General features: G+C 68.1%; 24 protein-coding genes and 4 pseudogenes. 18 read left to right on the top strand and 10 right to left on the bottom strand.

The features are described 5' to 3' along the window. Positions 1–18: 18 nt before the first annotated feature. The 3 genes and pseudogenes from N4G47_RS21210 to coaBC all read right to left on the bottom strand — a co-directional run bounded on the left by N4G47_RS21210 (position 19) and on the right by coaBC (position 4,122). Positions 19–2,363 (bottom strand): annotated as a pseudogene (locus N4G47_RS21210) (phosphomannomutase/phosphoglucomutase). Positions 2,364–2,375: 12 nt separating this feature from the next. Next, positions 2,376–2,864, bottom strand: coding sequence for a dUTP diphosphatase (dut, locus tag N4G47_RS21205; RefSeq protein ID WP_475289861.1), 489 nt, complete (start codon positions 2,862–2,864; stop codon positions 2,376–2,378). Beyond that, positions 2,861–4,122 (bottom strand): annotated as a pseudogene (gene coaBC / locus N4G47_RS21200) (bifunctional phosphopantothenoylcysteine decarboxylase/phosphopantothenate--cysteine ligase CoaBC). The gene dut and the pseudogene coaBC overlap by 4 nt, the downstream one beginning before the upstream one ends. 226 nt (positions 4,123–4,348) lie before the next feature. On the opposite strand from coaBC, the gene N4G47_RS21195 reads away from it, so the two are divergent. The 4 genes from N4G47_RS21195 (at position 4,349) to N4G47_RS21180 (ending at position 8,479) form a co-directional block, all read left to right on the top strand. Continuing rightward, positions 4,349–4,975, top strand: a complete 627-nt coding sequence (locus N4G47_RS21195; RefSeq protein WP_475289860.1) for a response regulator — start codon at positions 4,349–4,351, stop codon at positions 4,973–4,975. A gap of 70 nt (positions 4,976–5,045) precedes the next feature. Beyond that, the gene (radC, locus tag N4G47_RS21190) at positions 5,046–5,750 is read left to right on the top strand and encodes a RadC family protein (RefSeq protein WP_475289859.1); all 705 of its coding nucleotides are present in this window, start codon (positions 5,046–5,048) and stop codon (positions 5,748–5,750) included. A 110-nt stretch (positions 5,751–5,860) separates the two neighbouring features. Continuing rightward, complete coding sequence (gene argS / locus N4G47_RS21185) at positions 5,861–7,549, top strand: arginine--tRNA ligase (protein ID WP_475289858.1); 1,689 nt, start codon at positions 5,861–5,863, stop codon at positions 7,547–7,549. A gap of 21 nt (positions 7,550–7,570) precedes the next feature. Then, the gene (locus N4G47_RS21180) at positions 7,571–8,479 is read left to right on the top strand and encodes an SPOR domain-containing protein (RefSeq protein WP_475289857.1); all 909 of its coding nucleotides are present in this window, start codon (positions 7,571–7,573) and stop codon (positions 8,477–8,479) included. Positions 8,480–8,619: 140 nt separating this feature from the next. Here the strand turns inward: N4G47_RS21180 and N4G47_RS21175 are convergent, their stop codons facing one another. Continuing rightward, positions 8,620–9,372 carry an SDR family NAD(P)-dependent oxidoreductase gene (locus N4G47_RS21175; RefSeq protein ID WP_107231536.1) on the bottom strand — a complete coding sequence of 251 codons (753 nt, stop codon included), beginning with the start codon at positions 9,370–9,372 and terminating at the stop codon, positions 8,620–8,622. Between the two features lie 144 nt (positions 9,373–9,516). Between N4G47_RS21175 and N4G47_RS21170 the strand changes: the two genes are divergently transcribed. Beyond that, positions 9,517–9,984 carry a YehS family protein gene (locus N4G47_RS21170; protein WP_475289856.1) on the top strand — a complete coding sequence of 156 codons (468 nt, stop codon included), beginning with the start codon at positions 9,517–9,519 and terminating at the stop codon, positions 9,982–9,984. Here N4G47_RS21170 and N4G47_RS21165 read toward each other — a convergent pair. Then, positions 9,953–10,840: a LysR family transcriptional regulator gene (locus N4G47_RS21165; protein WP_475289855.1), complete on the bottom strand. Its 888-nt coding sequence runs from the start codon at positions 10,838–10,840 to the stop codon at positions 9,953–9,955. The genes N4G47_RS21170 and N4G47_RS21165 overlap by 32 nt on opposite strands. Before the next feature lie 143 nt (positions 10,841–10,983). On the opposite strand from N4G47_RS21165, the gene N4G47_RS21160 reads away from it, so the two are divergent. After that, positions 10,984–12,132: an MFS transporter gene (locus N4G47_RS21160; protein ID WP_475289993.1), complete on the top strand. Its 1,149-nt coding sequence runs from the start codon at positions 10,984–10,986 to the stop codon at positions 12,130–12,132. Here N4G47_RS21160 and N4G47_RS21155 read toward each other — a convergent pair. Continuing rightward, positions 12,129–12,827, bottom strand: a complete 699-nt coding sequence (locus N4G47_RS21155) for a TorF family putative porin (RefSeq protein WP_475289854.1) — start codon at positions 12,825–12,827, stop codon at positions 12,129–12,131. The two genes, N4G47_RS21160 and N4G47_RS21155, sit on opposite strands and share 4 nt — an antisense overlap. A gap of 177 nt (positions 12,828–13,004) precedes the next feature. Here N4G47_RS21155 and N4G47_RS21150 point away from each other — a divergent pair, with 177 nt between their 5' ends. Next, positions 13,005–13,394, top strand: a complete 390-nt coding sequence (locus N4G47_RS21150) for a DUF6165 family protein (RefSeq protein WP_475289853.1) — start codon at positions 13,005–13,007, stop codon at positions 13,392–13,394. A gap of 6 nt (positions 13,395–13,400) precedes the next feature. On the opposite strand, the pseudogene N4G47_RS21145 reads toward N4G47_RS21150, so the two are convergent. Both N4G47_RS21145 and N4G47_RS21140 read right to left on the bottom strand, forming a co-directional pair. Continuing rightward, a pseudogene (locus N4G47_RS21145) lies at positions 13,401–14,077 on the bottom strand (response regulator). 192 nt (positions 14,078–14,269) lie between these two features. Beyond that, positions 14,270–14,842 (bottom strand): OmpO family porin, encoded by a 573-nt coding sequence (locus tag N4G47_RS21140; protein ID WP_107231529.1) that lies wholly within the window; start codon positions 14,840–14,842, stop codon positions 14,270–14,272. A 283-nt stretch (positions 14,843–15,125) separates the two neighbouring features. On the opposite strand from N4G47_RS21140, the gene N4G47_RS21135 reads away from it, so the two are divergent. After that, positions 15,126–15,485, top strand: coding sequence for a DUF1428 domain-containing protein (locus N4G47_RS21135; protein WP_475289852.1), 360 nt, complete (start codon positions 15,126–15,128; stop codon positions 15,483–15,485). 15 nt (positions 15,486–15,500) lie between these two features. On the opposite strand, the pseudogene N4G47_RS21130 reads toward N4G47_RS21135, so the two are convergent. Both N4G47_RS21130 and N4G47_RS21125 read right to left on the bottom strand, forming a co-directional pair. Continuing rightward, positions 15,501–16,198 (bottom strand): annotated as a pseudogene (locus N4G47_RS21130) (hypothetical protein). Positions 16,199–16,305: 107 nt separating this feature from the next. Beyond that, on the bottom strand, positions 16,306–17,181 hold the full coding sequence (locus N4G47_RS21125) for a histone (RefSeq protein WP_309336601.1): 876 nt from the start codon (positions 17,179–17,181) through the stop codon (positions 16,306–16,308). A gap of 489 nt (positions 17,182–17,670) precedes the next feature. Between N4G47_RS21125 and N4G47_RS21120 the strand changes: the two genes are divergently transcribed. The 10 genes from N4G47_RS21120 (at position 17,671) to N4G47_RS21075 (ending at position 26,332) form a co-directional block, all read left to right on the top strand. After that, positions 17,671–19,104 (top strand): Do family serine endopeptidase, encoded by a 1,434-nt coding sequence (locus tag N4G47_RS21120; RefSeq protein WP_475289851.1) that lies wholly within the window; start codon positions 17,671–17,673, stop codon positions 19,102–19,104. Between the two features lie 101 nt (positions 19,105–19,205). Then, the gene (locus N4G47_RS21115) at positions 19,206–19,571 is read left to right on the top strand and encodes a hypothetical protein (protein WP_010486932.1); all 366 of its coding nucleotides are present in this window, start codon (positions 19,206–19,208) and stop codon (positions 19,569–19,571) included. A gap of 8 nt (positions 19,572–19,579) precedes the next feature. Further along, on the top strand, positions 19,580–20,050 hold the full coding sequence (locus N4G47_RS21110; RefSeq protein WP_107231524.1) for a phage holin family protein: 471 nt from the start codon (positions 19,580–19,582) through the stop codon (positions 20,048–20,050). Continuing rightward, positions 20,047–20,496 carry a protein sip-5 gene (locus N4G47_RS21105; RefSeq protein WP_475289850.1) on the top strand — a complete coding sequence of 150 codons (450 nt, stop codon included), beginning with the start codon at positions 20,047–20,049 and terminating at the stop codon, positions 20,494–20,496. Before N4G47_RS21110 ends, N4G47_RS21105 begins: the two co-directional genes overlap by 4 nt. A 67-nt stretch (positions 20,497–20,563) precedes the next feature. Continuing rightward, positions 20,564–21,673, top strand: a complete 1,110-nt coding sequence (locus tag N4G47_RS21100) for an AI-2E family transporter (RefSeq protein ID WP_475289849.1) — start codon at positions 20,564–20,566, stop codon at positions 21,671–21,673. Positions 21,674–21,764: 91 nt separating this feature from the next. Beyond that, positions 21,765–22,232, top strand: coding sequence for a hypothetical protein (locus N4G47_RS21095; protein ID WP_475289848.1), 468 nt, complete (start codon positions 21,765–21,767; stop codon positions 22,230–22,232). Between the two features lie 71 nt (positions 22,233–22,303). Next, positions 22,304–23,023, top strand: coding sequence for an HAD family hydrolase (locus N4G47_RS21090; RefSeq protein WP_409460790.1), 720 nt, complete (start codon positions 22,304–22,306; stop codon positions 23,021–23,023). 3 nt (positions 23,024–23,026) lie between these two features. Then, positions 23,027–24,394, top strand: a complete 1,368-nt coding sequence (locus tag N4G47_RS21085) for a leucyl aminopeptidase family protein (protein WP_475289847.1) — start codon at positions 23,027–23,029, stop codon at positions 24,392–24,394. A gap of 301 nt (positions 24,395–24,695) precedes the next feature. Further along, positions 24,696–25,799, top strand: a complete 1,104-nt coding sequence (locus N4G47_RS21080; protein WP_475289846.1) for a catalase family peroxidase — start codon at positions 24,696–24,698, stop codon at positions 25,797–25,799. Next, positions 25,796–26,332 (top strand): cytochrome b, encoded by a 537-nt coding sequence (locus tag N4G47_RS21075; protein ID WP_475289845.1) that lies wholly within the window; start codon positions 25,796–25,798, stop codon positions 26,330–26,332. Before N4G47_RS21080 ends, N4G47_RS21075 begins: the two co-directional genes overlap by 4 nt. Positions 26,333–26,714 lie beyond the last annotated feature (382 nt).

Raw genomic sequence — 26,714 nt, 5'->3', positions numbered from 1 at the left:
GGCACCCACGGCCCCGGGTCAGAAGCCCAGCGGGGTGTCGCCCAGCACCGGCTGCAGCTGGCTGCGGAACAGGGCCTGGATGCGTTCCAGTGCGGCCTCGTCGTTGCCTTCGAAGCGCAGCACCAGCACCGGCGTGGTGTTGGAGGCACGCACCAGGCCCCAGCCATCGGCGAAGTCCACGCGCAGGCCGTCGATGGTCGACAGGCGACCGCCCACATACGGGTTGTCCGGCGACTGCGCCGCCGCCACCAGCATCGCCACCAGCGCGTGCGGTGTCCCGTCGGCCACCGGCACCTTCAGTTCCGGCGTGGCGACCATTTCCGGCAGTTCGCCCAGCACTTCGTCCGGCGTTTCCTCGCGCTGGGCCAGGATCTCCAGCAGGCGTGCAGCGGCGTACAGGCCATCGTCGAAGCCGAACCAGCGTTCCTTGAAGAAGAAGTGGCCGCTCATCTCGCCGGCCAACTCGGCATCGGTCTCGCGCATCTTCGCCTTCATCAGCGAATGCCCGGTCTTCCACATCAACGGGCTGCCACCATTGCGCAGCACGTGGTCGGACAGCTTGCCGGTGCACTTCACGTCGTAGATCACCATCGCGCCCGGGTTGCGCATCAGCACATCGGCGGCGAACAGCATCAGCAGGCGGTCGGCATAGATGATCCTGCCTTCGCCGGTGACCACGCCCAAGCGGTCGCCGTCGCCATCGAAGGCCACGCCGAGGTCGGCACCGAAGCGCTTGACCGTCTGCACCAGGTCTTCCAGGTTGGCCGGTTCGCTCGGGTCGGGGTGATGGTTGGGGAAGGTGCCGTCGACATCGCAGTACAGCGGAATGACTTCGGCACCGATCGCCTCCAGCAGCTGCGGCGCAAATGCACCGGCCACACCGTTGCCGGCATCGGCCACGACCTTCAACGGGCGATCCAGCTGCACGTCATCGGCAATGCGCTGGATGTAGTCGGCGCTGACGTCGCGCTGCTGGTAGTCACCCGGTTCGGTGGCCTGCACCAGGCGGCCCTCGACGATGCGCGCGTAGAGATCGGTGATGGCATCGCCGGACAGCGTCTCGCCGCCGATGACAATCTTGAAGCCGTTGTACTCGGGCGGGTTGTGGCTGCCGGTCACGGCCACGCAGGTGCCGGTACGCAGGTGGAAGGCGGCGTAGTACACCACCGGCGTCGGCGCCAGGCCGATGTCGATCACCGCACAACCGGCGCGGCGCAGGCCTTCGGCCAGGCCCGCCGCCAGCTCCGGGCCGGACAGGCGGCCATCACGGCCGATCACCACCTCGCGCAGCCCCTGTTCCAGCGCCACGGTGCCGATGGCCTGGCCGATCAGCGCGGCGGTCTTCGGCGTCAGTTCGCTGCCGGTCACGCCGCGGATGTCGTAGGCACGGAAGATCCCCGCCGCCAGCTCTTCGGCCGGTACCGGCGGTGGCGGCGGAGGGTGGCATCACGGTTGGCCGCGCTGGCCACCGGCGGTGGGGACTGCTGCAGGCTTTCGCTCAGGGTCGGGCCCAGGTCGGCCTCGACCGCCGAAGCACGGCGCGGCAGCGGCAGCGACGCCGGCAAGCGATGACGCCCCACCACCAGCAGCACGGCGATGAACGCCAGCAACAGGGCAACGATGGCGCTGGCCAGCGCGCCCAGGCCCAACGGCCCGGCCTCGACGCTGGGCACCGACGCGGCCAGCCGCAGCGGCGTTCCCGGAATGGGACGCGCCAGTGCTTCGGCACCTTCGGCCAGGCTGGCATTGCCCTGGCTGACCAGGTCGCGCACACCCTGGCGCAGGCCAAGGAAACCGCTGGACGGCGCACTCACCTGGTCCAGCGCCGAGGTCAGCCGCAGCAGCGGCTGGCGCACATACACCACGGCCGGGCCGAGGTTACCCAGCTGTACCGGCGCGGCCAGACCCAGCCGGTTGCCACCGCCGTCGCGGACCACCCGTACGCCGGGCTTGCCTTCGGCCAGCGCGGCTTCCAGCAGGGCCAGGCGGGCATAACCGAAGGCCGCCGGATCGGCATAGGCGGTCGCCAGCTCGGAGGTCAGCACCTCCACCTGTTCCACGCCGGTCCAGCTCTCGCGCAGGGCCAGGGCGGCAGCGGCCGCGTCACCGGCCTGCAGCGCCTGCTGCACGCGATCGTTGTTCAGGTGCTGCTGCAGCTGCTGCACCTGGCCGGCGGCGGCCTGCTGCAGCCCCTGCACGGCCTGGTCACGCGCCTGTTCCAGCGCCTGGCCGTTGGCCTCCTGGCGCCATTGCTGCACCGCGCTCCAACCGAACCAGCCTGCCAGCAGGACCAGCAACACCCCCAGAAGGGGAGCACTGCGCCCCAATGACCGTCCCCGCTGTCCTTCCCCGATGCCGCTCATCGATGTCCCCTGTCAACGCACCCCGGTATGGCCGAATCCACCCGTGCCCCGCACGCTGTCGGTGAAAGTATCCACCACCTGCAGGCTGACGCGGGCAATCGGCACGACCACCAGCTGGGCGATGCGATCACCCGGCTCGATGGTGAAGGCTTCGCGGCCACGGTTCCACACGCTGATCAGCAGCGGCCCCTGGTAATCGGCGTCGATCAGGCCGGTGCCGTTGCCGAGCACGATGCCGTGGCGGTGGCCCAGCCCGGAACGCGGCAGGATGACCGCGCACAGGTTCGGATCGGCAATATGGATGGCCAGGCCACTGGGCACCAGCGCGGTGTCGCCGGGCTGCAGGGTCAGCGCGGTGTCCAGCGCCGCACGCAGGTCCATGCCGGCGCTGGCTTCGGTGGCGTAGGCCGGCAACGGCCAGCTGTCGCCGAAACGCGGGTCGAGCAGCTTGACCTGCAACGGCTGCGGGGAAAATGCCGGTGTGGATACCGCCTGGGTCATGCCTGAAGCCTCCGCGCGATCAGCGCCAGCAGTTGTTCGGCCAGCTCGCGCTTGGAGGTGGCCGGGAAGTTCTGTTCGCCGTCCTGCCAGAAGGCCGTGGCGGCATTGTTGTCGCTTTCGAAACCGCCGCCACTGATGCCGACCTGGTTGGCGATCACCAGGTCCAGGCGCTTGTCGACCAGCTTGCCACGAGCATATTTCTCCACATCGTGGGTCTCGGCGGCAAAGCCCACCACCAGTTTCAGCGACTGGGTCTGCGCGGCGACCTCGGCCAGGATGTCCGGGGTGCGCACCAGTTCAATCACCAGCGACTGGCTGTCGGCAGTCTTCTTCAGCTTCTGCGCGGCCACCTGGCGCGGCGTGTAGTCCGATACCGCCGCTGCACCGATGTAGATGTCGGCCGGCAGCGACTGCAGCACGGCATCGCGCATCTGCGCGGCCGAGCGCACATCGATGCGCTGCACGCCGGGCGGCGTGGGCAGTTGCACCGGGCCACTGACCAGCACCACCTGTGCGCCCATCGCCGCGGCCGCGGCGGCCAGGGCGAACCCCATCTTGCCGCTGCTGCGGTTGCCGACGTAGCGCACCGGGTCGAGATCTTCGTAGGTCGGGCCGGCGCTGATCAGCAGGCGCAGGCCCTGCAGCGCGCGGGTTTCCGGCGCGGAAACGGGGTGGCACCGCTGCTATTGGCGGCCAGCGCGGCCACGATGTCGCCCGGTTCGGCCAGACGGCCGGGACCGGATTCACCTTCGGCCAGCGGGCCATCGACCGGACCGATCACCTGCGCGCCGCGCTGGCGCAGCAGGGTGATGTTGGCCTGGGTGGCCGGATGCAGCCACATGCGATGGTTCATCGCCGGGCAGATCGTCAGCGGCGCGGTGCTGGCCAGGCACAGCGTGCTGACCAGGTCATCGGCATGGCCCTGGGCCAGCCGCGCGAGCAGATCGGCGGTACCCGGGGCGACCACGATACGGTCGGCCCAGCGCGCCAGTTCGATATGGCCCATGGCCTGTTCGGCCGCGCTGTCCCACAGCGTGGTGCGGGTCGGCTGCCCGGACAGGGCCTGGAAGCTGAGCGGGGTGACGAACTGCTGGGCACCGGCGGTCATCGCCACTTGTACCTGGGCGCCGGCGTCGCGCAGCCGCCGTACCAGCTCCAGGGCCTTGTAGGCCGCGATCCCGCCTCCGACGCACAACAGCAGTTTCTGGCCTTCCAGCGCGCGGGCCGGCGCCGGGGAAGCGTTGGGGGAGTCAGCCACCTGGATTTCCTGTGCAAACGAGGGCGCTAGCTTACCCGATGGCCGGTAATGTCCCGGTGCAGGGCGCACATAGCCGGCAGCTATCAGCAGATGGAACTTGCACTACGCCAATTTCTGCATCCGGAACCGTGCGATTCGGAACTTTCCTATACCTGTAGGCCGACCACCTTTGCAGAATCGTGGTTGGCCACCGCTGGTGCGCCGCTTCGCCTTCCGAGGATCCCACGTGCAACCGCGCATCATCATCGCCGACGACCACCCCGTCGTCCTGCACGGTATCCGCATCGTGCTGCAGACCCATCTGATGGACGTGGTCGGCGCCGCACGTGACGGCGCCGGGCTGCTGCATCTGGTGGAGCGCGAAGCGTGCGACGCCGTGCTGACCGACCTGTCCATGCCCGGCACCGGCCCTGATGGCCCCGAGCTGATCGGTGAACTGCAGGCGCGCCACCCGGCGCTGCCGGTGGTGGTGCTGACCGGCGCCCGCCACCCGGGCCTACTTGATGGCCTGCTGCGCGATGGCGTGGGTGGCCTGGTCGACAAATGCGCCGATTTCGGCCAGCTGCCGCAGGCGCTGAACGCGGCGATGGCCGGCCAGGTCTTCGTTTCGCCACAACTGCGCCACCACCTTGAAGCACGCGACCTGATGTTCGCGCGTGAACCGTCGGCGCTGTCGGCGCGCGAGCAGGAAGTGCTGGACCTGCTGGCGGCCGGCCTGAAGGTCAATGCCATTGCGGCCCATTGCGGCCGCAGCCCGAAGACGATCAGCCGGCAGAAGGCCGAAGCCAAGCGCAAGCTGGGCCTGCAGACCAACCAGGAACTGTTCGCCTATCTGCAGCGCCGGCGCGATTGAGGCATTGGCCGACCCGCGCGCGCGGGGTGCGCCGATGGAAAGCCGCGACCAGCCCGGCGATGATCAACATATGCCCATCCACGAGTGGCCCGAACAGGAACGTCCCCGCGAGAAACTGCTCGCGCACGGCGCTGCCCTGCTGTCCGATGCTGAATTGCTGGCACTGTTCCTCGGCTCCGGGTTCGGCGGCCGCGATGCCGTGCACACCGCGCGCGATCTGCTCGCCGCGCATGGCCCGTTGCGGCAGCTGCTTGACCGCCCGGCCCGCGACCTGGCGCGGCTGCCCGGTCTGGGCCCGGCGCGCAGCTGCACGCTGGCAGCTGGTCTGGAGCTGGCGCACCGCTACCTGGCCGCCGAACTGCAGCAGGGCGAGCCCGTCGGCAACAACCCGGTCGCGGTCGGCCGCTACCTGCAACACCGGCTGCGCGGCCAGGCCCGGGAGATCTTCATGGTGCTGTTCCTGGACAACCGGCACCGCCTGATCGCCTGCGAGGAACTGTTCCAGGGCACCATCAACGCGGCCCCGGTGTACCCGCGCGAAGTGGTACGACGGGCCCTGCTGCACAACGCTGCGGCGGTGATCCTCAGCCACAACCACCCCTCCGGCGACCCGGAACCCTCCAGTGCCGACACCCGCATCACCGACGAGCTGCAGCGGGCGCTGGCGCTGGTGGACGTGCGCCTGCTGGACCACTTCGTGGTGGGTGAGGGGCGGCCTGTTTCGTTTGCTGAACGAGGGCTGCTGGCCCAGCCACAACCGCGCCTGTTCGGCTGAGCGGGGCCGGCTGCCGGGCTCCGCCCCCGCCAGGCAGGCGGGGCTCAGCGTGGCTGCGGATATCTGCGCTAAAATGGGCGATTCCGCCGCTCATTCTCACAGCAGGCCTCGTGAAAAATCTCCTCCGCGCCCTGATCAGCCAAGGCATCGAAGCCTTGCGCGCCAATGGCACCTTGCCCGCCGACTCCCTGCCGCCGGACTTCGTGGTCGAGCGCCCGAAGACCCGCGATCACGGCGACTTCGCCACCAATGCCGCAATGCTGCTGGCCAAGGCCGCGCGCAGCAATCCGCGCGCGCTGGCCCAGGCGCTGGTCGAGGCGCTGCCGCGCAGCGAGGACGTCAGCAAGGTCGAGATCGCTGGCCCTGGCTTCATCAATTTCCACCTGGCCCCGGCCGCCTACCAGCGCGAAGCCGCTTCGGTCATCAAGGAAGGCCATGACTACGGCCGCAACCTGTCCGGCAATGGCCGCACGGTCGGTGTGGAGTATGTGTCGGCCAACCCGACCGGTCCGCTGCACGTCGGCCACGGCCGCGCCGCCGCGATCGGCGACTGCGTGGCACGGGTGCTCGATGCCAACGGCTGGAACGCCAAGCGCGAGTTCTACTACAACGACGCCGGCGTGCAGATCGAGAATCTGGCGCTGTCGGTGCAGGCGCGCATCAAGGGCATCGCACCGGACCAGGACGGCTGGCCGGAAGGCGGCTACCGCGGTGAGTACATCGCCGACGTCGCCCGTGCCTACCTGGCCGGCGCCAGCGTCGACCTGGAAGGCACCCTGGTGGTCGGCGCCAAGGATCCGGACGACATGCAGGCGATCCGCCGCTTCGCCGTGGCCTACCTGCGCAACGAGCAGAACCTGGACCTGGCTGCGTTTGGTGTCGACTTTGACATCTACTTCCTGGAAAGCTCGCTGTATGCCGACGGCAAGGTCGCCGAGGCGGTGGCCAAGCTGCAGGCTTCGGGCCACACCTATGAAGAGGGCGGCGCGCTGTGGCTGCGCAGCACCGACTTCGGTGACGACAAGGACCGCGTGATGCGCAAGTCCGACGGCACCTTCACCTACTTCGTGCCGGACGTGGCCTACCACCTGTCCAAGTGGCAGCGCGGCTACGAGCGCGCGATCACCGAACTGGGCGCCGACCACCACGGCTCGCTGGCACGCGTGCGCGCCGGCCTGCAGGCCATGGAAGTGGGCATCCCGCAGGGCTGGCCGGAGTACGTGCTGCACCAGATGGTCACCGTCATGCGCGGCGGCGAAGAAGTGAAGCTGTCCAAGCGTGCCGGCAGCTACTTCACCCTGCGCGACCTGATCGACGAAGCCGGCCGCGATGCGACCCGCTGGTTCCTGATCGCGCGCAAGCCCGATTCGCAGCTGACCTTCGACATCGATCTGGCCCGCCAGCAGAGCAACGACAACCCGGTGTTCTACGTGCAGTACGCGCACGCGCGCGTGTGCAGCCTGTTGCGCCAGGCGCAGGAGAAGGGCCTGGTGTACGAACAGGGCAACGGCCTGGCCAACCTCGCACGTCTGGGCGACGACGCCTCGCTGGCGCTGATGAACGAGATCTCGCGGTACCCGGAAGTGGTGGAAGCGGCCGGCGTGGCGCTGGAGCCGCACCTGGTGGCGCAGTACCTGCGTGAATTGGCGCATGCGTTCCACACGTGGTATCACGGGACGCCAGTGCTGGTGGACGACAGTGTTGAGCGCAATGCCAAGCTGACCCTGGCCTGCGCAGCACGCCAGGTGCTGGCCAACGGCCTCGAACTCCTGGGCGTCAGCGCCCCGGAAAAAATGTAAGCATCAGGAGACGCAGTACACATGGCAGCACGACGCGGCAAAAGCCAGGCACGACGCAACAGCGGCAGCCAGGGCACACCCGGATGGGTGTGGCTGGTGGCCGGTGTGGCGATCGCCGCTGTGGTGTTCCTGGCGGCGCCGAACCTGTTCAAGGGCGAAGGCGATGGTTTCCTGCGCGCTGGTCCGCAGCCGAACCCGAACGCGCAACCGGCCCCGGTCGCCGATGCCGACAGCGATGTCGGCAGCCAGCCGACCGCGCAGCCGGCCACGGCCAAGCCCGCCGAAGCGGAAAAGCCGGCCGCCACCCAGTACGACTTCTACACCCTGCTGCCGGGCAAGGAAGTGGAGATGTCCGACGCCGAACTGGCCGCCAGCGCGCGTGCCGAAGAGCAGCGCCGGGCCAAGGCCGAAGCGTCGCGGGCGCAGGCTGCGCTGGAAGGCAAGCCGGTGCCGCCGGCCAGCACGTCCACTCCCGCACCGACGGCAACGGCCAGCGTCGCCAGCACCGCACCGGTGACCGCGACCAACCGCCCGCTGCCGGCACCGCTGAGCGAGCGCCCGGCCGCGGCAACGCCGTCGGCCAGCACCGCACCGGCGTCGACCAGCACGGCGGCCACCACCCCGGCGCCGCGCGCGGAAACCGCACCTGCCGCATCGGCGACGCCCGCGGCCGCTGCCGCACCGGCGGCCGCCGACAATGCGCGCTACATCCTGCAGGCCGGCGCATTCGGTGCCTCCGGCGATGCCGAAGCGACCAAGGCCAAGCTGGCGATGATGGGTCTTGCAGCACGCGTGGAATCGGCACAGATCAACGGCAAGACCGTATACCGCGTGCGCATGGGGCCCTATGGCACGGCCGGCGAGCTGTCCGAAGCCAAGCAGAAGCTGGATGGCACCGGGCTGCAGGCCATGGCGATCAAGGCGCAGTGAGTCTGCGGGTGTGAATGAAGAAAGCCGGGCATTGCCCGGCTTTTTTGTTTCGTAGAGTCGAGCTTGCTCGACTGCCGTTCGCAGCGCCCGTCGAGCAAGCTCAACGCTACAGGACGCCCCACCCGCGATGGCACGACAGGTCAGCCTTCGCGGGCCACCTGGAAACCGGCGAACGACTGGCTGACCGGCATCAGTTCCAGGCGATTGATGTTCAGGTGCGGCGGCAGCGTGGCCACCCAGAAGATCTGCTCGGCGATGTCCTCGGCGGTCATCGGGTTGGCACCGCTGTACAGCTTGTCCGAGGCGTTCTGGTCGCCATGGGTGCGCACCACGGTGAACTCGGTTTCGGCCATGCCCGGCTCGATCGTGGTCACGCGTACGCCGGTGCCGTGCAGGTCCGAACGCAGGCCCAGCGAGAACTGGCTGACGAACGCCTTGGTGCCACCGTAGGCATTGCCACCCGGGTACGGATAGACGCCGGCCACCGAGGAGATGTTGATGATCGCGCCCCTGCGCTCCACCAGCTGCGGCAGCAGGCGATGGGTCAGCGTCACCAGCGCGGTGATGTTGGTGTCGATCATGGTGGTCCAGTCCGACAGCTTGGCGCCCTGCGCCGGCGCGGTGCCCTGCGCCAGCCCGGCATTGTTGACCAGCAGATCGATCTCGCCGAAGGCCGGTGGCAGCGCCAGCAGTGCTGCTTCCATCGCCACCGCATCGCGGATGTCGAAGGCGGCGGCGTGCACCACATCCTTGCCATAACGGTCGACCAATGGCTGCAGGCGCTCGCTGCGGCGGCCGGTGGCGATCACCTTCCAGCCCGCCTGGGCGAAGCGGTGGACGGCGGCGGCGCCGAAGCCGGAGGTGGCGCCGGTAATCAGGACGGTGCGGGTCATCAAGCAACTCCAGGGCGAAAACCAGGCCCCCATTCTGGCACCGTCGGCCGGCGCCTGTGTTGCCGGATCGGCCAGATCCGGGGTCGGACCCTCTGCTCCGAACAGGGATCTGACCCCAGCTGCAGGGGGCCGGTACAATGGGCCATGATCAACAACGATGTCCTGCGCAGCGTGCGCTACTCCCTGGACCTGGGCGACCAGCACGTGGTGACCCTGTGCCAGATGGCCGACCCGGCCTTCGCCGTGGATGCCGAACAGGTGAAGGCCTGGCTGCGCCGCGAGGATGAAGCCGGTTTCGAGGCGATGAACGACAGTGCGCTGGCGCACTTCCTCGATGGGCTCATCGTGCACCTGCGCGGCCGCGACGAGAGCCAGCCGCAGCGTGCGGTGGAAACCCGCATCGACAACAACCTGGTGCTGAAGAAGCTTCGGGTGGCGTTCCAGCTGCGCGATGTGGACCTGATGGAGATCTTCGCCAGCGCCGGTTTCAATGTCTCCAAATCGGAAGTCGGTGCGCTGTTCCGCCAGCCCGGCCACGTCAACTACCGGCGCTGCCTGGACCAGATGCTGCGCAATTTCCTCAAGGGCCTGAGCCTGCGCCTGCGCGGCTGAGCACGGCCTCGACGAAGGCCCGTGCCGCCGGTGTCGGCAGCCGCTGCCAGACCAGATGCACGCGGCGGGTCGGGGTGGGCTGCAGCGGAATCTGCACCACGCCCTGGAAGCCGTCGGCGATCGGCGCCGGCACGATGCCCACCGCCAGCCCATGGCGGACGAAGCGCTCGACCAGTTCCATCAGGTTGACCTCGAAGCGCACCGTGTGCGGCAGGCTGGCGGCAGCGAAGGCGTCATCGGTCTGTCGGCGCGCACCGGTGCCGCGCGGAAAATCGACCAGTGCCTCATCCTGCAGCGCGGTCAATGGCAGCCGCCTGCGCCGCGCCAGGCGGTGCGACGGGGACAGCACCGCCACCAGGTCTTCCTCCTGCAGCGTCTGGTGACAGACCCCCTCCAGCGCCGCCGAGGGCGCCAGCCCGACCAGCGCCACGTCCAGCGCGCGCGATTGCACCTGTGCGATCAGGTCTTCGCTCTTGTCCACCCGCAACTGGAATTCCACCTGCGGGTGCACCTGCTGGAAGGCAGCCAGCATTGCCACCACGTCGATGCCGGTGAGTGAGGAAATCTGCCCGATGGCCAGCAGGCCACGCACTTCACCACTGACCGCCGCCACATCGGCACGCAGGTGACGCAGGCTGGCCAGCACCTGGCGCGCGTGCACCAGCAGCGCCTCCCCTGCGGCGGTAGCGCGGACCAGGCGCGGCAGGCGCTCGAACAGCGTGGCACCCAGTTCCTTCTCCAGCGCAGCGATCTGGTGGCTGAGCGCGGACTGCACGACATGGCAGCGTTCGGCGGCACGGGTGAAGTTGCCTTCCTCGGCCAGGGCGACGGCGAACTCGAGCTGCTTGAGGTTCACGCTTGTATCTTGTTTTCAGATGGCAGGGATGATGATGATTCATTTCCATCATGACTGCAGCAAGCGGACACTGTGCGCCCCACCCACTGGAACACCGCGTGAGCCTGCCCCTTCCCCCTCTGCACCGCTGGCAGGTGCTGCTGATGTCGGTGGCCACCGGCGTGGCCGTGGCCAGCAACTACTATGCGCAGCCCCTGCTGCATACCATCGCCGATGCCTTCGGCGTGCCGTTTGGCCAGGCCGGCATGGTGGTCACCGCTGCGCAGTTGAGCTATGCCGCCGGGCTGATCCTGCTGGTGCCGCTGGGTGACCTGTTCGAGCGCCGCCGCCTGATCGTAGTGATGAGCCTGCTGTCGGCCGGCGGCCTGGTGATCAGTGCCTGTGCGCCGTCGCTGACCTGGCTGCTGGTGGGCACCGCGATCACCGGCCTGTTCTCGGTGGTGGCGCAGGTGCTGGTGCCATTCGCCGCCACCCTGGCCGCACCGGAGCACCGCGGCCGCGTGGTCGGCACGCTGATGAGCGGGCTGCTGCTGGGCATCCTGCTGGCGCGCACCGTGGCCGGCCTGCTCTCGAGCCTGGGCGACTGGCGGCTGGTCTATGCCATCGCTGCGGCCACCCTGGTACTGACCGCGCTGGCCCTGCAGCGCGGCCTGCCACGCTTCCACCACAGCGCAGGCTTGGGCTATTTCGCCCTGCTGCGCTCGATCGGCGTGCTGTTCGTGCAGGAACCGGTGCTGCGCCAGCGCACCCTGCTGGGGGCGTGCAGTTTCGCCATGTTCGCGATCTTCTGGACCCCGCTGGCCTTCCTGCTGGCGCAGCCGCCGTATGCCTACAGCGATGCCACCATCGGCCTGTTCGGTCTGGTCGGTGCCGCTGGCACGCTGGCCGCCGGACTGGCCGGGCGCATGTCCGACCGCGGCCAGAGCGGGCGCGCCACGGCCATCGCGCTGGTGCTGCTGCTGGTGTCGTGGCTGCCGCTGGGGCTGTCCACCCATTCGCTGCTGGCGCTGCTGGTGGGCGTGGTGGTGCTGGACCTGGCCGCGCAGCTGCTGCACGTCAGCAACCAGAACCTGATCTACGCCTTGCAGCCGGCCGCGCGCAACCGGCTCAACGCCGGTTACATGACCGGCTACTTCATCGGCGGCTCGCTGGGCTCGCTGCTGTCGGCGCAGGTCTACCAGCGCTACGGCTGGACCGGCATCTGCGTGGCCGGTGCAGCCGTGGCCGTGCTGGCGCTGCTGCTGTGGTTGCCCGGCGCGCTGCGTGCGCGCCAGGCCACGGCTGCCGACTAGAAGCTGCCCTGCAGCGCCAGTTCCCAGCGTCCCCCAGCATTGCCCGGGAACAGGCGTTTGGCGGCGCTGTCGGTGTCGTGCACGGTGGCACGCAGTTCCCAGGCCGGCGTCAGCGTGGCGATCGCGCTGAGCTGGCCATGCAGGTAATCCGGCCCCTGCGCGTTGGCCAGCCAGTACTGGCCAACCGCCGCTTCCAGGCGGAAGCGCTCGTGCAGCGGCACGCGTACGCCCAGCTGTGCATAGGTACCGCGATGGCCGCCGGCCAGTGCATCGTTGGAATGCGCCAGCTGCAACCAGGCGCGCTGTTTCCAGGTCAGCGTAGTGTTGAGCTCGGTCCAGTCCAGCGCGCGTCCGGTACCCGGGTACAGGTAGCGGGTCAGGTTGGCATCCAGTGTCCAGTCCGGTGCCAGTGCGCCGGACCAACCCGCCACCAGATCGAACTCGCTGCGTGCGCCATTGTCCGGTTCGAACGACACGTTGGAACCCCACACACTGGCGTACCAGCCCGACGGGATCGAAACCTTCGCGCCGGCCTGTACCGCCGGGTCGCCATCGCTCTGCGAGCTGCCGCGCCACACGTAGTCACTGGTCAGCGCCGCACTGCCGCTTACCTGCACCTGTGCCTGCGCGCTGCCGATACCCAGCAGACCTGCCAGCGCGGCCACGGCCGCCGCCATCATCCCCTTGCTGTTCACTGCACTTGTTTCCTCGTCGAAAGCGGCCACGCCGCCGGGACGGCAGTGTCGAAGGCAAGGCCGTAACGGATCGAGGGGTTGCCCGGCCAGCGGCGCAAATTCGGCGTAAATCCCACTGATCCGGGCCTGCGCTTGCCGGCGCGGTATCATGGCGCCTCGTTTCCAGGAACCAACCGCGTGGACGCCATCCTGACCCCGGTATCGATCGGCGAGCTGATCGACAAGATCACCATTCTCGAGATCAAGGCCGAGCGCATCGACGATGCCGCCAAGCTGGCCAACGTGCGCACCGAGCTGGCCGGTCTGCTGCCTCTGCTGCAGCAGCAGCTGCAGGCGCAACCGGCATTGACCGCCTTGAAGCAGCAGCTGAAGGCGATCAACGAGCGCATGTGGGACATCCAGGACCAGCTGCGCGACAAGGAAGCGGCCCAGGTGTTCGACGATGCGTTCATCCAGCTGGCGCGCGGCGTGTACGGCACCAATGGCGAGCGCATCCAGGTAAAGAACGAGATCAACCGCGTGGCGGGTTCGGCGCTGGTGGAAGAAAAGCAGTACCAGGGCGGGTAAGCCGGCTCATCCACAGTCGAGCAGATGGCGGAAGCGGAACAGGTCGCCATCGCCACGGATGCCGAGCTTGCGGTAGGCCGAGGTCTTCTGCGAGCTGATCGTGCTGGCCGAGCGCCCGGCGCGCAGCGCCATTTCGCTGGTCGTCATGCCCTTCAGCACCAGGCCGAGTACCTCGCGCTCGCGCCGGCTCAGGGGCGGCAGTGCGGGTGTAGGCAACCTGCGGATCCGCGGCAGGTGCAGTGCGGTACGCAGCTCCGGCGGCACGAAGCGCCCCCACGCGCCACCACCTCGATGGCGCGCAGCAGGACATGCGGCGGCGTTGATTTGGACAGGAACCCGCGTGCGCCCGCGCGCAGCGCGGAGTTCACCGTGCTGGCGTTGCAGTGCGCCGACAGCACCAGCACCGGCAATGACGGCCATCGCTGCGACAGCAGCCGCAGCAAGGCCAGGCCGTCACCCTGGTCGCCCATCGGCAGCGCGTCGATCAACAGCAGATCCACGCAGGTCGGGCTGCGCTCAAGCAGGTGCAGCAGATGGCGTTCGCTGGACAGGCTCAGCCGCACCTGCACGCTGGCGTGCTGGCGCAACAGCACTTCCACACCCAACCGCAGTACCGGATGCGGATCCAGCAACGCCAGGCGTCGTGGTCGATCGGGAAGCACAGGCGGAAAGGCGGGTGGCATCGCGGCATGTCCAGCAGCACGGGACAGTCACCGTAGGTCGATGCCGCCGCCAGCGGAATCCAATTCATTGCAACGCAGCAATGGCACCCTGCCGGTGGTCAGGCGCCATTTCGGTTCGTCACAACGCAACAGGCCCGGCATTTGCCGGGCCTGTCGAGGCATCGTCAGCGCGCAGGCGCGCCGAGGAGGCAATTACCAGCTGAAGCGCGGGCCGACGGTGTATTCCTTGTCGCCGTCGCGGTTCATCTTCAGCTCGCCGTTCAGGCCCCAGTTCTGGTTCAGCTTGACCTGGCCACCCAGGCGGCCGTACCACTGGCCTTCCGGATTGATGCCGTGCTTCTTGGAGTAGTCTTCGTAGCCGACCAGGCCATAGACCTCGGCGTGGGCGCCGAAGGCGGTGCGGATACCGGCTTCAGCGCTGTAGCCGTTGAAGTCCAGGCCATGCTTCTGGTCCAGCTTCTGGTAGGCAACGCGGGCAATGAAGTCGGTCGACGGGGCGATCTCGACGTTGTAGCCGGCACCGACCTTCCACTGGTCGCGCTTGATGTTGGTGTGGTCGATTTCCTGGCGGCTGTATTCACCGAAGGCGTGGAAATTCGGCAGGAAGCCGTAAGAACCCTTCACGCCCCAGCCGTCGGACTTGAACGCATCGTTGTCGGTCTTGGCGTAGTTGGCTTCGGCGTAGTTGTAGGACAGGTTCTCAGCAGCCGAGGCGGTAAACGGCAGGGCAGCGGCCAGGGCCAGAGCAATCAGCGAATTCTTCATGGGGGTACACCTTTACTTTCTTATGGTGTGCAGCAGCGCCAGGGCGCCATCGCATCGGGAATGTAAATTCTCCGTTATTCGCCCCAACGCTCCCTGAAAACAGCGGTCTTCGCATTGCTGAATTTTTGGCTTGATTCAGGCTGTTTCTGGCATACGCGCGCGGCGCGCGTGCATTCTCCCTGCAGCTTTCCCTCACCTTTCAACCGTTGTCGATCCAGCCCGCTCTGGTTCGTCGGTTACTTGAAGGCCGTGCATGCGGCACGGTCCACTGCGGAGGCAGGCAATGAGCTACATCGATGGTTTCGTACTGGCGGTCCCCACCGCCAACAAGGAGAAGTTCCTCGCCCACGCGCGCGCGGGCAATCCGATCTTCGTCGAGTTCGGCGCGCTGCGCGTGGTCGAGTGCTGGGGCGATGACGTGCCACACGGCAAGACCACCGACTTCTTCGGCGCGGTGAAGGCCACGCCAGAGGAAACGGTGGTGTTCTCCTGGATCGAATGGCCGGACAAGCCCACCCGCGACGCCGGCATGGCCAGAATGATGGAAGACCCGCGGATGGATCCGGCCAAGAACCCGATGCCGTTCGACGGCGCGCGGATGATCTACGGCGGCTTCGTGCCGATCTACGAACTGAAAGGCTGAGCCGGCGCGACGCGCTCAGCGCGCGTCCGCCTCGTCGCTGGCAGACCCATGGCCGGCGCCCAATGCGGCGCCGGCACCCAGGCCCATGCCGGCGCCCATCCCACCGCCCATCCCGCCCCCGCTCCGCCACCGGCGCGGCCACCCTTGGCATCGCCCTCGCTACGGCCCTTGCTGCCGCCGCCGCCGCCGCTGCTGCCGGGCCGGGTCGGGCCCTGCGGTGGAATCTGCAGATCGGCCGGAATCGGCGCCAGGTCCAGCGCTTCGCGCACGAAATCGCGCAGCGAGATCACCAGTTCGTGGGTGTGTACCGGCCGCCCCTGTGCCAGTTCATTGGCGGCACGCGCCGCCAGCCGCACCTGCTCGTCGGTGCCCAGCAGCAGGATGTCCGACAGCGCCGCTTCAACCGCATCGCGGATACGACGCGCGCGATCCGAACGCGGTTCGGCGATGCCTTCGGCCTCTTCGCGCTGGCGCAGGTCGCGGCGATGGGCAGGATCCACCCCCAGTTCGCCGGTGAAGGAGCCGCCCAGGGTCTTGTAGGCCGCCATCAGGGTGCGCAGGCGCTCGTTGATCTGCCGGTTCTCGCGCTCACGGCGCTGCTGCAGGGTCTGCATCACCAGCAGGCGGATGCCCACGCCCAGCAGGGTGATCAGCACCAGGCCGGCCAGGGTGGACAGCACGCCCTGCCAGGAACTGAAATCGATACCGCGCATGCTCGGGGCTCCGGCCGGAAGAACCTGCATCTTGCCCCAGGCCATGTCCCACAAATGCGAAAGGCCCCACCACCCGTTGGGCGGCAGGGCCTTCGGTCACAGCGCGATTACTTGCGCTTGGCGACCTTGCGCACGGCCTTGGCCGGGGCCTTCTTGGCGGCAGCCTTCTTGGCCGGAGCCTTCTTGGCAGCAACCTTCTTCAGCGGTGCAGCCTTCTTGGCGACAGCCTTGCGGGTGGCGGCGACCTTCTTGCCCACGACCTTCTTGGCAGCAGCGGTCTTCTTGGTGGCAACCTTCTTGGTGGCGGCAACCTTCTTGCCAACAACCTTCTTGGCAGCGGCGGTCTTCTTGGTGGCGACCTTCTTGGTGGCGGCAACCTTCTTGCCGACAACCTTCTTCGCAGCCACGGTCTTCTTGCCGGCGACCTTCTTGGCGGCAACGGTCTTCTTGGCCACGGCCTTCTTGGCGGTGGCGACCTTCTTGCCGACCACCTTCTTGGCGGCCGCGGCCTTCTTGGCAACGGTCTTCTTGGCGACGGCGGCCTTCTTGGTGGCAGCCTTCTTCACGGTGGCGACCTTCTTGCCGGCAGCCTTGGTGGTCTTCTTGGCAGCGGCGGCCTTCTTGGTCACGGCCTTGCCGGCAGCGGCCTTCTTCTTGGCCACTTCCTTCTTCAGGGCAGCGGCTTCGGCCTTGGCATTCTTCTTGGCCGTTTCCAGCTTCTTCTTCGCCTTGGCAACGGTCTTGCCGACCGACTTGGCAGCCTTCTCGGCCTTCTTGGCAACGGTCTTCTCGACCTTGGCCACAGCCTTCTTGGCCTTGGCAACGCGGGTACCGGCAGCCTTGGTGGCGCGCTTGACGGTCTTCTTGACCGACTTCACGGCGTCTTCGGCGGCGTGGGCGATGGTCTCGCCGACGTTGGTGGCGGCTTCTTTGACGTTCTCGACGGCGTCGGTCACGACCGACACACCATTACCGTTGCTCATGTTGCCCTCCTGCGGGCCTTAGGTATCAAAACGGGGCGATGCTATACCGACATTGACGATCGTGGAACGGGGCATGCACCGTCAATCGCATCTGCTGCGACGGCAATGGTGTAGCTGGTTGCCTTCGCCGGGCTTGCAGGTGTGCAGGAAACCCCTTTTTTCAGTGCTGCGCCGCACGCCAGGCACGGCGGCAACGGCGTGTCGCGTGCATCGGTCCGGGTACGGCCGCAGGTGCAGGTTGTGGTGTCCTGCAGCACCCGGTTGCGCGGAACTGCGCAAGTATCGGCCGGTACCGGCTGCGTTCGCGGCGTGCCTGGACGCTGCACGCATGGCCTCCGCCGGTGTCGCACTCTGCGTTCGTGACCTCGCCTGGCGGCGAGTTCACGCATCCGACTTTCATGGCGCATTTATCCAGATCGCGACAGACTCATTCAGCTTGTTTTACCGTAGGGCCGAACGGCCCTCCCTCCCGCCTGCGAACCGACGCCCATGCGACCGCTACCCACCCTGCTCACGCTCGCAATCGCCGCCGCCTTCGGTGGCTTCGTTGCCACCGGCATCAACGCGCACCTGGACAATCGCGCCGATGCAGCGCCCCTGCCAGCGGTGCTGCCCACTGCGGCGGCGCTGCCGGCTTCGGTCGCCGGGCAGGCGGTACCGTCGCTGGCGCCGATGCTGGAAAAGGCCATGCCGGCCGTGGTCAGCGTCAACACCAAGCAAGTGGTGCGCGTGCGCAACCCGTTCTTCAACGACCCGTTCTTCCGTCGCCTGTTCCCGGATATTCCGCAGGAGCGCATCAACGAATCGCTGGGTTCGGGCGTGATCATCGACGCCAAGGAAGGGCTGGTACTGACCAACCACCATGTCATCGACAACGCCGATGACGTGCAGGTGACGCTGGCCGACGGGCGCACGGTCAAGGCCGAGTTCCTCGGTTCGGACCGCGACACCGACATCGCACTGATCCGCATCCCGGCGCAGAATCTGACCGACATCAAGCTCGGCAACAGCGACCAGCTGCGCGTGGGCGACTTCGTGGTGGCCATCGGCAACCCGTTCGGTTTCAGCCAGACGGTCACCTCGGGCATCGTCTCGGCGGTGGGCCGCAGCGGCATCCGCGGGCTGGGCTACCAGAACTTCATCCAGACCGATGCGTCGATCAACCCCGGCAATTCCGGCGGCGCGCTGGTCGACCTGCAGGGTCAGCTGGTCGGCATCAATACCGCCAGTTTCAACCCGCAGGGCAGCATGGCCGGCAACATCGGCCTCGGCCTGGCCATTCCGTCCAACCTTGCGCGCAGCGTGGTCGACCAGCTGGTCAAGCATGGCGTGGTGGTGCGCGGAACGCTGGGCGTGGAGAGCCAGAACCTGACCGCGCAGATCGCGCAAGGCCTGGGCCTGGGCGAAACGCGTGGCGCGCTGATCACCCGCGTGCTGGCTGGTTCGGCCGCCGCCGCCGCGGGCCTGAAGCCGGGCGACGTGGTGGTCGCAGCCAACGGCCAGCGCGTGGACAGCGCCGAGGCCCTGCACAACGTGGAAGGCCTGGCCGCGGTGGGCAGTGCGATGGCATTGGACGTACGTCGCGAAGGCAAGCCCTTGCAGATCAAGGCGACGCTGAAGGAACAGGCGCGTGCGGTCACCGGCGACAGCCTGGACCCGCGCCTGGGCGGCGCCACCTTCGTTGACCTGCCCGAATCGCTGCGCCAGTCCGGCGCAGGCGGGGTGCTGGTCAGCGAGGTCAAGCGTGGCAGCCGTGCGGCCAGCAACGGCCTGCAGCAGGGCGACATCATCACCGATGCCACCGTAGGTGAATTCGCTGATCTGGCCAGCTGGCGCGCCAATTTCCAGCAGCGCCCACCGACCCTGGTGCTGCGCATCCTGCGCAACAACGGCCAGCAGCAGGGCCAGCTCGTGATGCGCTGATCGCTCTGCCGTAACACCTCCTATACCCCGGCAATGCTATTGCTGTCAGTCCAGGTCGGCAGCGCCGACACCCGTTCCCCCATCGCAACAGGAGTGATTCGATGAGCCCCACCAATACCGAGAACCTGAAGGAACACCTGGGTGAAGCCGGTTCCCACCTGAAGCAGGCCGCCAGTGCTGCCGGCGGTGCGATCAAGGGTGCGACCGGTGCAGCGACCGACGAGCTGCGCATCGGCAAGGCCAACGTCAAGGCTGAACTGTCCGACAGCGCCCTGTCCGGCCTGGCCGCCGCCGAGTTCGGCGGTGCCGCCGCCAAGGAACAGGTCGATGCACTGATGGACAAGGGCAAGGACCTGATCGACAGCGCCGCTGAACTGATCCGCGAACGTCCGCTGGCTTCGTTCGGTGTGGCCTTCGCTGCCGGCTGGATCATCGCCAAGTTGGCCCGCGGCAGCAGCGACAAGTAAGCGACAGCGTGAGCGAAGACACCACGCAAACGCCTGATCCAGCGGCGACCCCGCCGCTGGATGAGAGCATCCGCCAGGTCGGCGCGGCCGGTCGTGCTGCTGCCGATTCGGCCAAGCACACCGTGCGTTCGCTGCGTCGGCTGGCATCTGCCGATTTCGCACTGGCCCGCAGTGCATTCGGCCGTGCGCTGGCCTGGGCCGGTGTGGCCATCGTGTTCGGCGCCTCGGCCTGGCTGCTGATGGCCGCCACCCTCATCGCCCTGCTGCAGAGCTGGGGCCTGAGCTGGCTGCAGGCGCTGCTGATCACCTCGCTGCTGAGCCTGGCAGTCACCGGCTATGCGATCTGGCGGGTGTCCTACTTCTTCCACCACACCGGCATGCACGCCACCCGGCGTCAGCTGTCACGCCTGGGCCTGTTCGACGAGCCCAGCGAAGACGATCCCGATGCCGAGGTGCAGCTGCCGGAGGGCAAGCCATGAAGTTCGGCGCGCTGCAGCGGCGGGTGAAACGCTGCGAACAGGTGGTGACGGTGCGCCTGGGCGAGACCCAGGACCACTGGTCCACGCTCAGCCAGGTCTGGCGCCAGGGCTGGTCGCCGCTGCGAATCGTGGTGGTCGGCCTGGCCGGCGGCTTCATCGCCGGCAAGCTGGAGGTGCCAGGCAAGGTCAACGGTGCACGCTGGCTGCAGATGGTCGGTTCGGTCTCCAACCTGTTCGCCAGCGCACAGGCGGCGTTCGCCACCGCGATGGCCGCACAGGCTGCCGCCTCCGCCGACGATGCGGCCGACGACGCCGACCAGGCCAGTGAACATGCACAGGCGGCGGCCTCCACCGCTGAAGCGCGGCCCGCACCGCACCCGGCGCCGGAACCGGAACTGCGCGAACCGCGCCCGGCCGAAGCGGCCACCGAGCTGTCCGAACGTTGATTCATGGAATCCGCCGCGCCGATCACGGCCGGCGGATAATGCGTTCCCCTTCCTGGTTGCCGCATCGATGAGCGAGTCCCTTCTGTCCCCCGCACCGGGCACCCCGGACGCACCCGAGGCGCCGCTGCCGCCACCGTCGCGCCCACGCGGGCCGATGTCGCTGGTGGTGCTGGCGACCCTGGCGATGGGCTTCACCCTGTGGGCCGCGCAGGACATCATCCTGCCGGTGCTGCTGGCGATGTTCTTTGCGCTGGTCGGCAACCCGATCCTTCGACTGTTGCAGAAACTGTGGATTCCACGCGCACTGGGCGCGCTGCTGATCCTGGGTGCCGGCCTGGGCGTGACCGGTGCGCTGGCGGTGCAGCTGATCGGCCCGGCCATGGACTGGGCGCAGGAGGCGCCGCAGCAGCTGCGCAAGGTGGCCCGCCAGGTGCAGGACCTGACCAAGCCGGTGCAGCAGGCCAACCAGGCCGCGGAGAACTTCGCGCGCGTGGCCGGCGGTGACAGCAACCACAAGGTGCAGGTGATCCGCGCCCAGCTGGACGACCCCTACCGCATGCTGACCCGTGCGCCACGGCTGGCCGCCTCGGTGCTGGCCGTGGTGCTGCTGACCCTGTTCTTCATGATCTACGGCCAGAGCCTGCAGCGCGCGGCGATCGCGCTGTTCCCGAACCGCCAGCAGCAGCGCTTCACCAGTGACATCCTGCGTTCGATCGAGCGCGAGGTCTCGCGCTATGTGCTGACCATCAGCGTGATCAACACGCTGGTGGGCCTGGTGTTCGCCGGCGTGCTGATGCTGCTTGGCATCGGCCTGCAGGAGGCGTTGCTGTGGGGCACGGTGGCCGCGCTGCTGAACTTCGCACCGTACGTGGGCCCGCTGATCGGCGTGACGCTGATGCTGTTGATGGGCTTCGTCGAGTTCCGCGACCCGTTGCAGGCGCTGCTGCCAGCGGCCGCCTACCTGGGCCTGCACACCCTGGAAGGGCAGATGGTGACCCCGATCGTGCTGGGCCGGCGCATGAAACTGTCGCCGCTGGTGCTGATCCTGGCGCTGATGGTGTTCGGCTGGGCCTGGGGCATGATCGGCCTGCTGCTGGCGGTGCCGCTGCTGGTCTGCATCAAGCTGGTGCTGGCACGGCTGGAGGGCATGCAGGGCTGGGCGCGGCTGCTGGAATGAACGCGGCAGCGGCGGCGGCGCGCAGACGGCAGGGCCGGAGCGAGGGCAGAACTGGCAGACTATGCCCCCTTTTTCGGATGGATCCGTTCGGATGATCTCCTTCGCCACGCGTTGCCTCGCCCTGGCCTGCCTTGCCGCTCCCGCCTTCGCCGCCGCACCACCGACCGCCGAACAGGCGCGTACCCAGCTTGTTGAAGCGGTGACCTGCAAGCGACACCTCACGCCCCAGCAGTTCGACGCCATGGCCCGGCTGCTGGCACCGGCCCCGGCACGCGCGCAGAACGGCGAATCCAGCGGCGAGTTCCGGCTGACCACGCCCTTGATGGTGCTGGGCCAGCCGGTGAACCGCCTGCAGTCCTATGACGGCGCCAGCGGCGAGGACGGCATCGACAGCTTCACCGCGTACTTCAGCACGGCCAGCGTTGAGCAGATCGCGGCCCTGGCGAAGATGACCGACCCGGTGGCGGGCAGCTACACGAAGGAAGTGGGCCGACACAATCTGGACGTGCAGGCGTTCGACCGCCAGACCACCATCGCCTGCTCGTACAACCTGCGCTGACCCGGCCCAGCGCCCGTGCCCCGCCCGCCGCGCCGCATGAAAGCCCGCGCGGGCAGGGGTAGAATGGCGGGGTGAATTTCCCCGTCCAAGCCATCACCCTCGACCTTGACGACACGCTGTGGCCGTTCGCTCCGATCGGCGCCCGCATCGAACAGGTCCTGCACGCGTGGATGTGCGAGCACAGCCCGGCCACCGCCGCGATGTATCCGGTGGCGGCGATGCGTGAACTGCGCGAGCGGCTGTACCACGCCCATCCGCACCTCCACCACGACCTGAGCGCGCTGCGCCGGCTGACCCTGCACGAAGCGCTGCACACCAGTGGCGCCAGCCTCGATCTGCTGGAACCGGCGTATGAGGTGTTCTACGCCGCGCGCAACCAGGTGGAGTGCTACCCCGATGCGATCGATGCGCTGGCGCGTATCGCTGCGCGGGTACCGGTGGCGGCGCTGAGCAACGGCAATGCCGACCTGGAACGGATCGGCCTGGCCCATCATTTCGCCTTCCAGCTGGGTTCGCGCGAACACGGCGCGGCCAAGCCCGAGGCCAGCATCTTCCACGCCGCCTGCACCCGTTTGGGTGTGGCGCCGGCCCAGGTACTGCACGTCGGCGACCACGCCGAGATGGACGTGGCCGGAGCGATTGCCGCCGGCCTGCGCGGCTGCTGGATCAACCGCGAGGCCGCCACCTGGACCCATCCGCAACTGCAGCCGGACCTGCAGTTCGACACCCTCACCGGCCTGGCCGACTGGTTGGACGCCAACCTCGACGCCGCCGCACCCCGGAGTATCTGACGCATGAGCGAGATCACTGGCTTCACCGCCGACACCACCGCGGCACTGCCACTGTACGTGCTGGACCGCGAACAGTTTGCCGCCTGGAAAGACGGTCAACCGGCCGCGACCCAGGCGTGGCTGGCCTCGCAGGGCTTCAGCGCCGGCGCGCACAGCGTGGCCCTGCTGCCCGGTGCCGATGGCCTGGCCGGTGCGGTGATCGGCGTGGGCGATCGCGCCGATGCCTACAGCTATGCGCACGCGCCGCACGCGCTGCCGGAAGGCAGCGTCTGGCAGCTGGCCAATGAACTGCCGGCCGCCGAACAGGCGCTGCTGCAGCTGGGCTGGGGCCTGGGCAGCTACCGCTTCGACCGCTACCGCAAGCGCAACCGTGCGCCGGCACAGCTGGTGGCTGCACCGTCGGGCGAAGTGGCCGACCTGATCGCCGCCAGCCTGCGCGTGCGCGACTGGGTCAACACCCCGACCGAAGACATGGGCCCGCAGCAGCTGGAAGATGCCGCGCGTGCGCTGGCCGATGCACACGGTGCGCAGGTCGAGGCGATCACCGGCGATGAACTGCTGAAGCAGAATTTCCCGGCCATCCACGCCGTGGGTCGCGCCTCGCATCGCGCGCCGCGCCTGGTGGTGCTGCGCTGGGGCAAGGACACCGATCCGTCGCTGGTGCTGGTCGGCAAGGGCGTGTGCTTCGATACCGGCGGCCTGGACATCAAGCCGGCCGACGGCATGCGCAACATGAAGAAGGACATGGGCGGCGCCGCCCACGCGCTGGCCCTGGCCGGCCTGGTGATGGCGCGCGGGCTGCCGGTACGCCTGACCCTGCTGGTACCGGCGGTGGAAAACGCGATCGGTCCGGATGCGTTCCGCCCCGGCGAAGTGATCGCCACCCGCAAGGGCCTAAGCGTGGAGATCGACAACACCGACGCCGAGGGCCGCGTGATCCTGTGCGATGCGCTGACCTTTGCCGGTGAGCAGACGCCGGACCTGGTGCTGGATTTCGCCACCCTTACCGGCGCTGCCCGCATCGCGCTGGGCCCGGATCTGCCGGCACTGTTCAGCAACGACGACACGGTGGCCCAGCAATGGCTGCAGGCTGGCGATGCAACGCGCGACCCGGTCTGGCGCATGCCGCTGTGGCGCCCCTACCTGCGCTACCTGAGCAGCGGCATTGCCGATCTGGCCAACGCCGGTTCGCGCATGGCCGGCTCGGTCACCGCCGCGTTGTACCTGGAGCGGTTCCTGCAGGACGGCCAGCGCTGGGCGCACCTGGACGTGTATGCCTGGAACGATGGCGAGCGCCCGGGCCGTCCGGCCGGTGGCGAAGCCCTGGCGCTGCGCTCGGCATGGGCGATGCTGAAGGCGCGTTACGCCTGAGGCACGCATGCCCCGCCCTTCCCCGGCCCGACCGCCGGGGACGGCACGGGCACGGGCACGGTTGAGTCGACTGTTAGTCGACTGCTCTTCAAGCCGACGGCTCTTAAGACCGACTGCCCTTCAATTGGAACCGGCCGTGAAACCCCTGCGCTGCGCGCGATAGTCGACTGACAGTCGACTCTACCCAAGCGTTCGGCGCGCTCTGGAAGTTTGACGAAAAATTGAATTTCGGCCGCGGCCGGGTTCTGCGAGGATGTGTGGGTCGACCACCCACACGCTCCGTGAAGGCAGGACTCCGACCATGTCGCTCTTCCGCTACACCCGTGCCGGCCAGACGCCAGGCGCACCGCGCACGCCTTCGCCACTGCTCTGGATCGCACTGATCGCGCTGATTCTGGGTGCGGTCGCGCTGACCTTCGCCTGGCTGGCCGGCTGGATCGGCAACCGCCTGACCGCACAGCGCTTCACCGACACCATCGAGGCCACCGGCCCGGCCCATCCGGGTTTCCGCCGCGCGCACAGCAAGGGCATCTGCGTGAGTGGCTGGTTCGAACCCAGCGCTCAGGCGCCTACCCTGTCCAGCGCACGGGTGTTCTCGCAGACCCGGGTGCCGGTGATGGGCCGCCTGTCGATCGGCGGTGGCGACCCCTACGGCGCCGACAACACCGCACGCGTACGCAGCCTCGCGGTGCAGATGGTCAGCGACGATGGCCAGGAATGGCGCATGGCGATGAACAGCTTCCCGTTCTTCGCCGTGCCCAACGCCGAGGCGTTCTTCGAGCAGACGCGTGCCTCCATTCCCGACCCGGCCACCGGCAAGCCCGACCCGCAGAAGATGGCGGCGGTGCTGGCGAAATACCCCAGCGCACAGGCGTTCCAGCAGTGGGCCAAGACCGCACCGTGGACCAGCAGCTGGGCCGACACCACCTTCAACAGCGTCAACAGCTTCTGGTTCACCAATGCGCAGGGCCAGAAACGTGCGGTGCGCTGGCGCTGGCAGCCACAGGCGGCGGTGGTGGAGATGGATGCGGAAACGCGCAAGCAGGCCAGCGTCGATTTCCTCAGCCAGGAACTGAAACAGCGCCTGGCCAATGGCCCGGTGCGCTGGAACCTGGTCGTCAGCACCGCCGCGCCCGGCGATGCCATCGATGATCCGTCGGTGCCGTGGCCCGCGTCGCGCGATGAGGTGGTGGCCGGCGTGCTCAGCCTGGACCGCATGCAGTCGCAGGAGGAAGGCGCCTGCGGCCAGATCAACTTCGATCCGCTGATCCTGCCCAGCGGCGTGCGCGGCAGCGACGATCCGATCCTGGCTGCGCGCTCGGCCGTGTATTCGCAGTCCTTCAACCGCCGCGAACGCGAGCGCGCCAGCGGCAATGTCGAGCAACCGAAGGGGGCCACACGATGAGCACCGGCAACGGCCACTTCAACCTGCTGGCGCGGGTGCTGCACTGGACCATGGCGCTGATGATCATCGCCATGCTGTTCATCGGCGTGACCATGGTCGCCTCGCTGCATCTGCGTCCTGCGCTGATCGACCTGCACCGCCCGCTGGGCATCGCGATCCTGCTGCTGGTGTTGCTGCGCCTGTACAACCGCCTGCGCCATCGCACGCCGCCGCTGCCGGCGGATCTTCCGGTATGGCAGGTGATGGCGGCCAAGGCCTCGCACTGGATGCTGTACGCGCTGATGCTGGCGATGCCGCTGATTGGCTGGGCGATGCTGTCGGCCGGCGGCTACCCGATCGTGCTCGGTGGTGGCCTGCACCTGCCGCCGATCGTGCCGCATACCCCGGCGCTGTATGCCGCCCTGCGCAACGCGCACAGTCTGTTGGCCTACGTGTTGTTCGCCACGGTACTGATGCACGTGGGTGCGGCGCTGTTCCACCTGTGGGTGCGGCGCGACGGGGTGTTCCAGGCGATGGCGCGCGGAAAGGATTGAAAGGATTCGCCGGGCGTTCCCGGCGGATCGTTTCCGCGACTGCGGAGGGGTGTCACTTTCTTTGCTCGTGCACCACGCTGCAGGAGCAGCGTGGAACGGCGTAGCCGGCCCATAGGGTGGCGCACAGGGATGTGCGCCATCAAGAAAGTAACCAAAGAAACACGCCGCCAGATCGCGAGCCGGTGCTACGCACCGGTGCCCTGCGCTCCTCGGTGAATCAGGGGACGGCGCGCAGAAGTCAGCCGACTAACAGTCGGCTCTACAGGACATCGGCGCATCTGCGCCCCTGATTCCCCTGCGATGCTCGGCTCGCTAAAAGGCGGACCCAACGTCAAAGGCCACAGCTGCACCCAGTAGGTCCACGCCGCGCGTGGATGCTTTT

The sequence above is a fragment of the Stenotrophomonas sp. GSD10 genome, from assembly GCF_056172695.1.
This window is presented reverse-complemented; position numbering and strand designations above follow the sequence as displayed.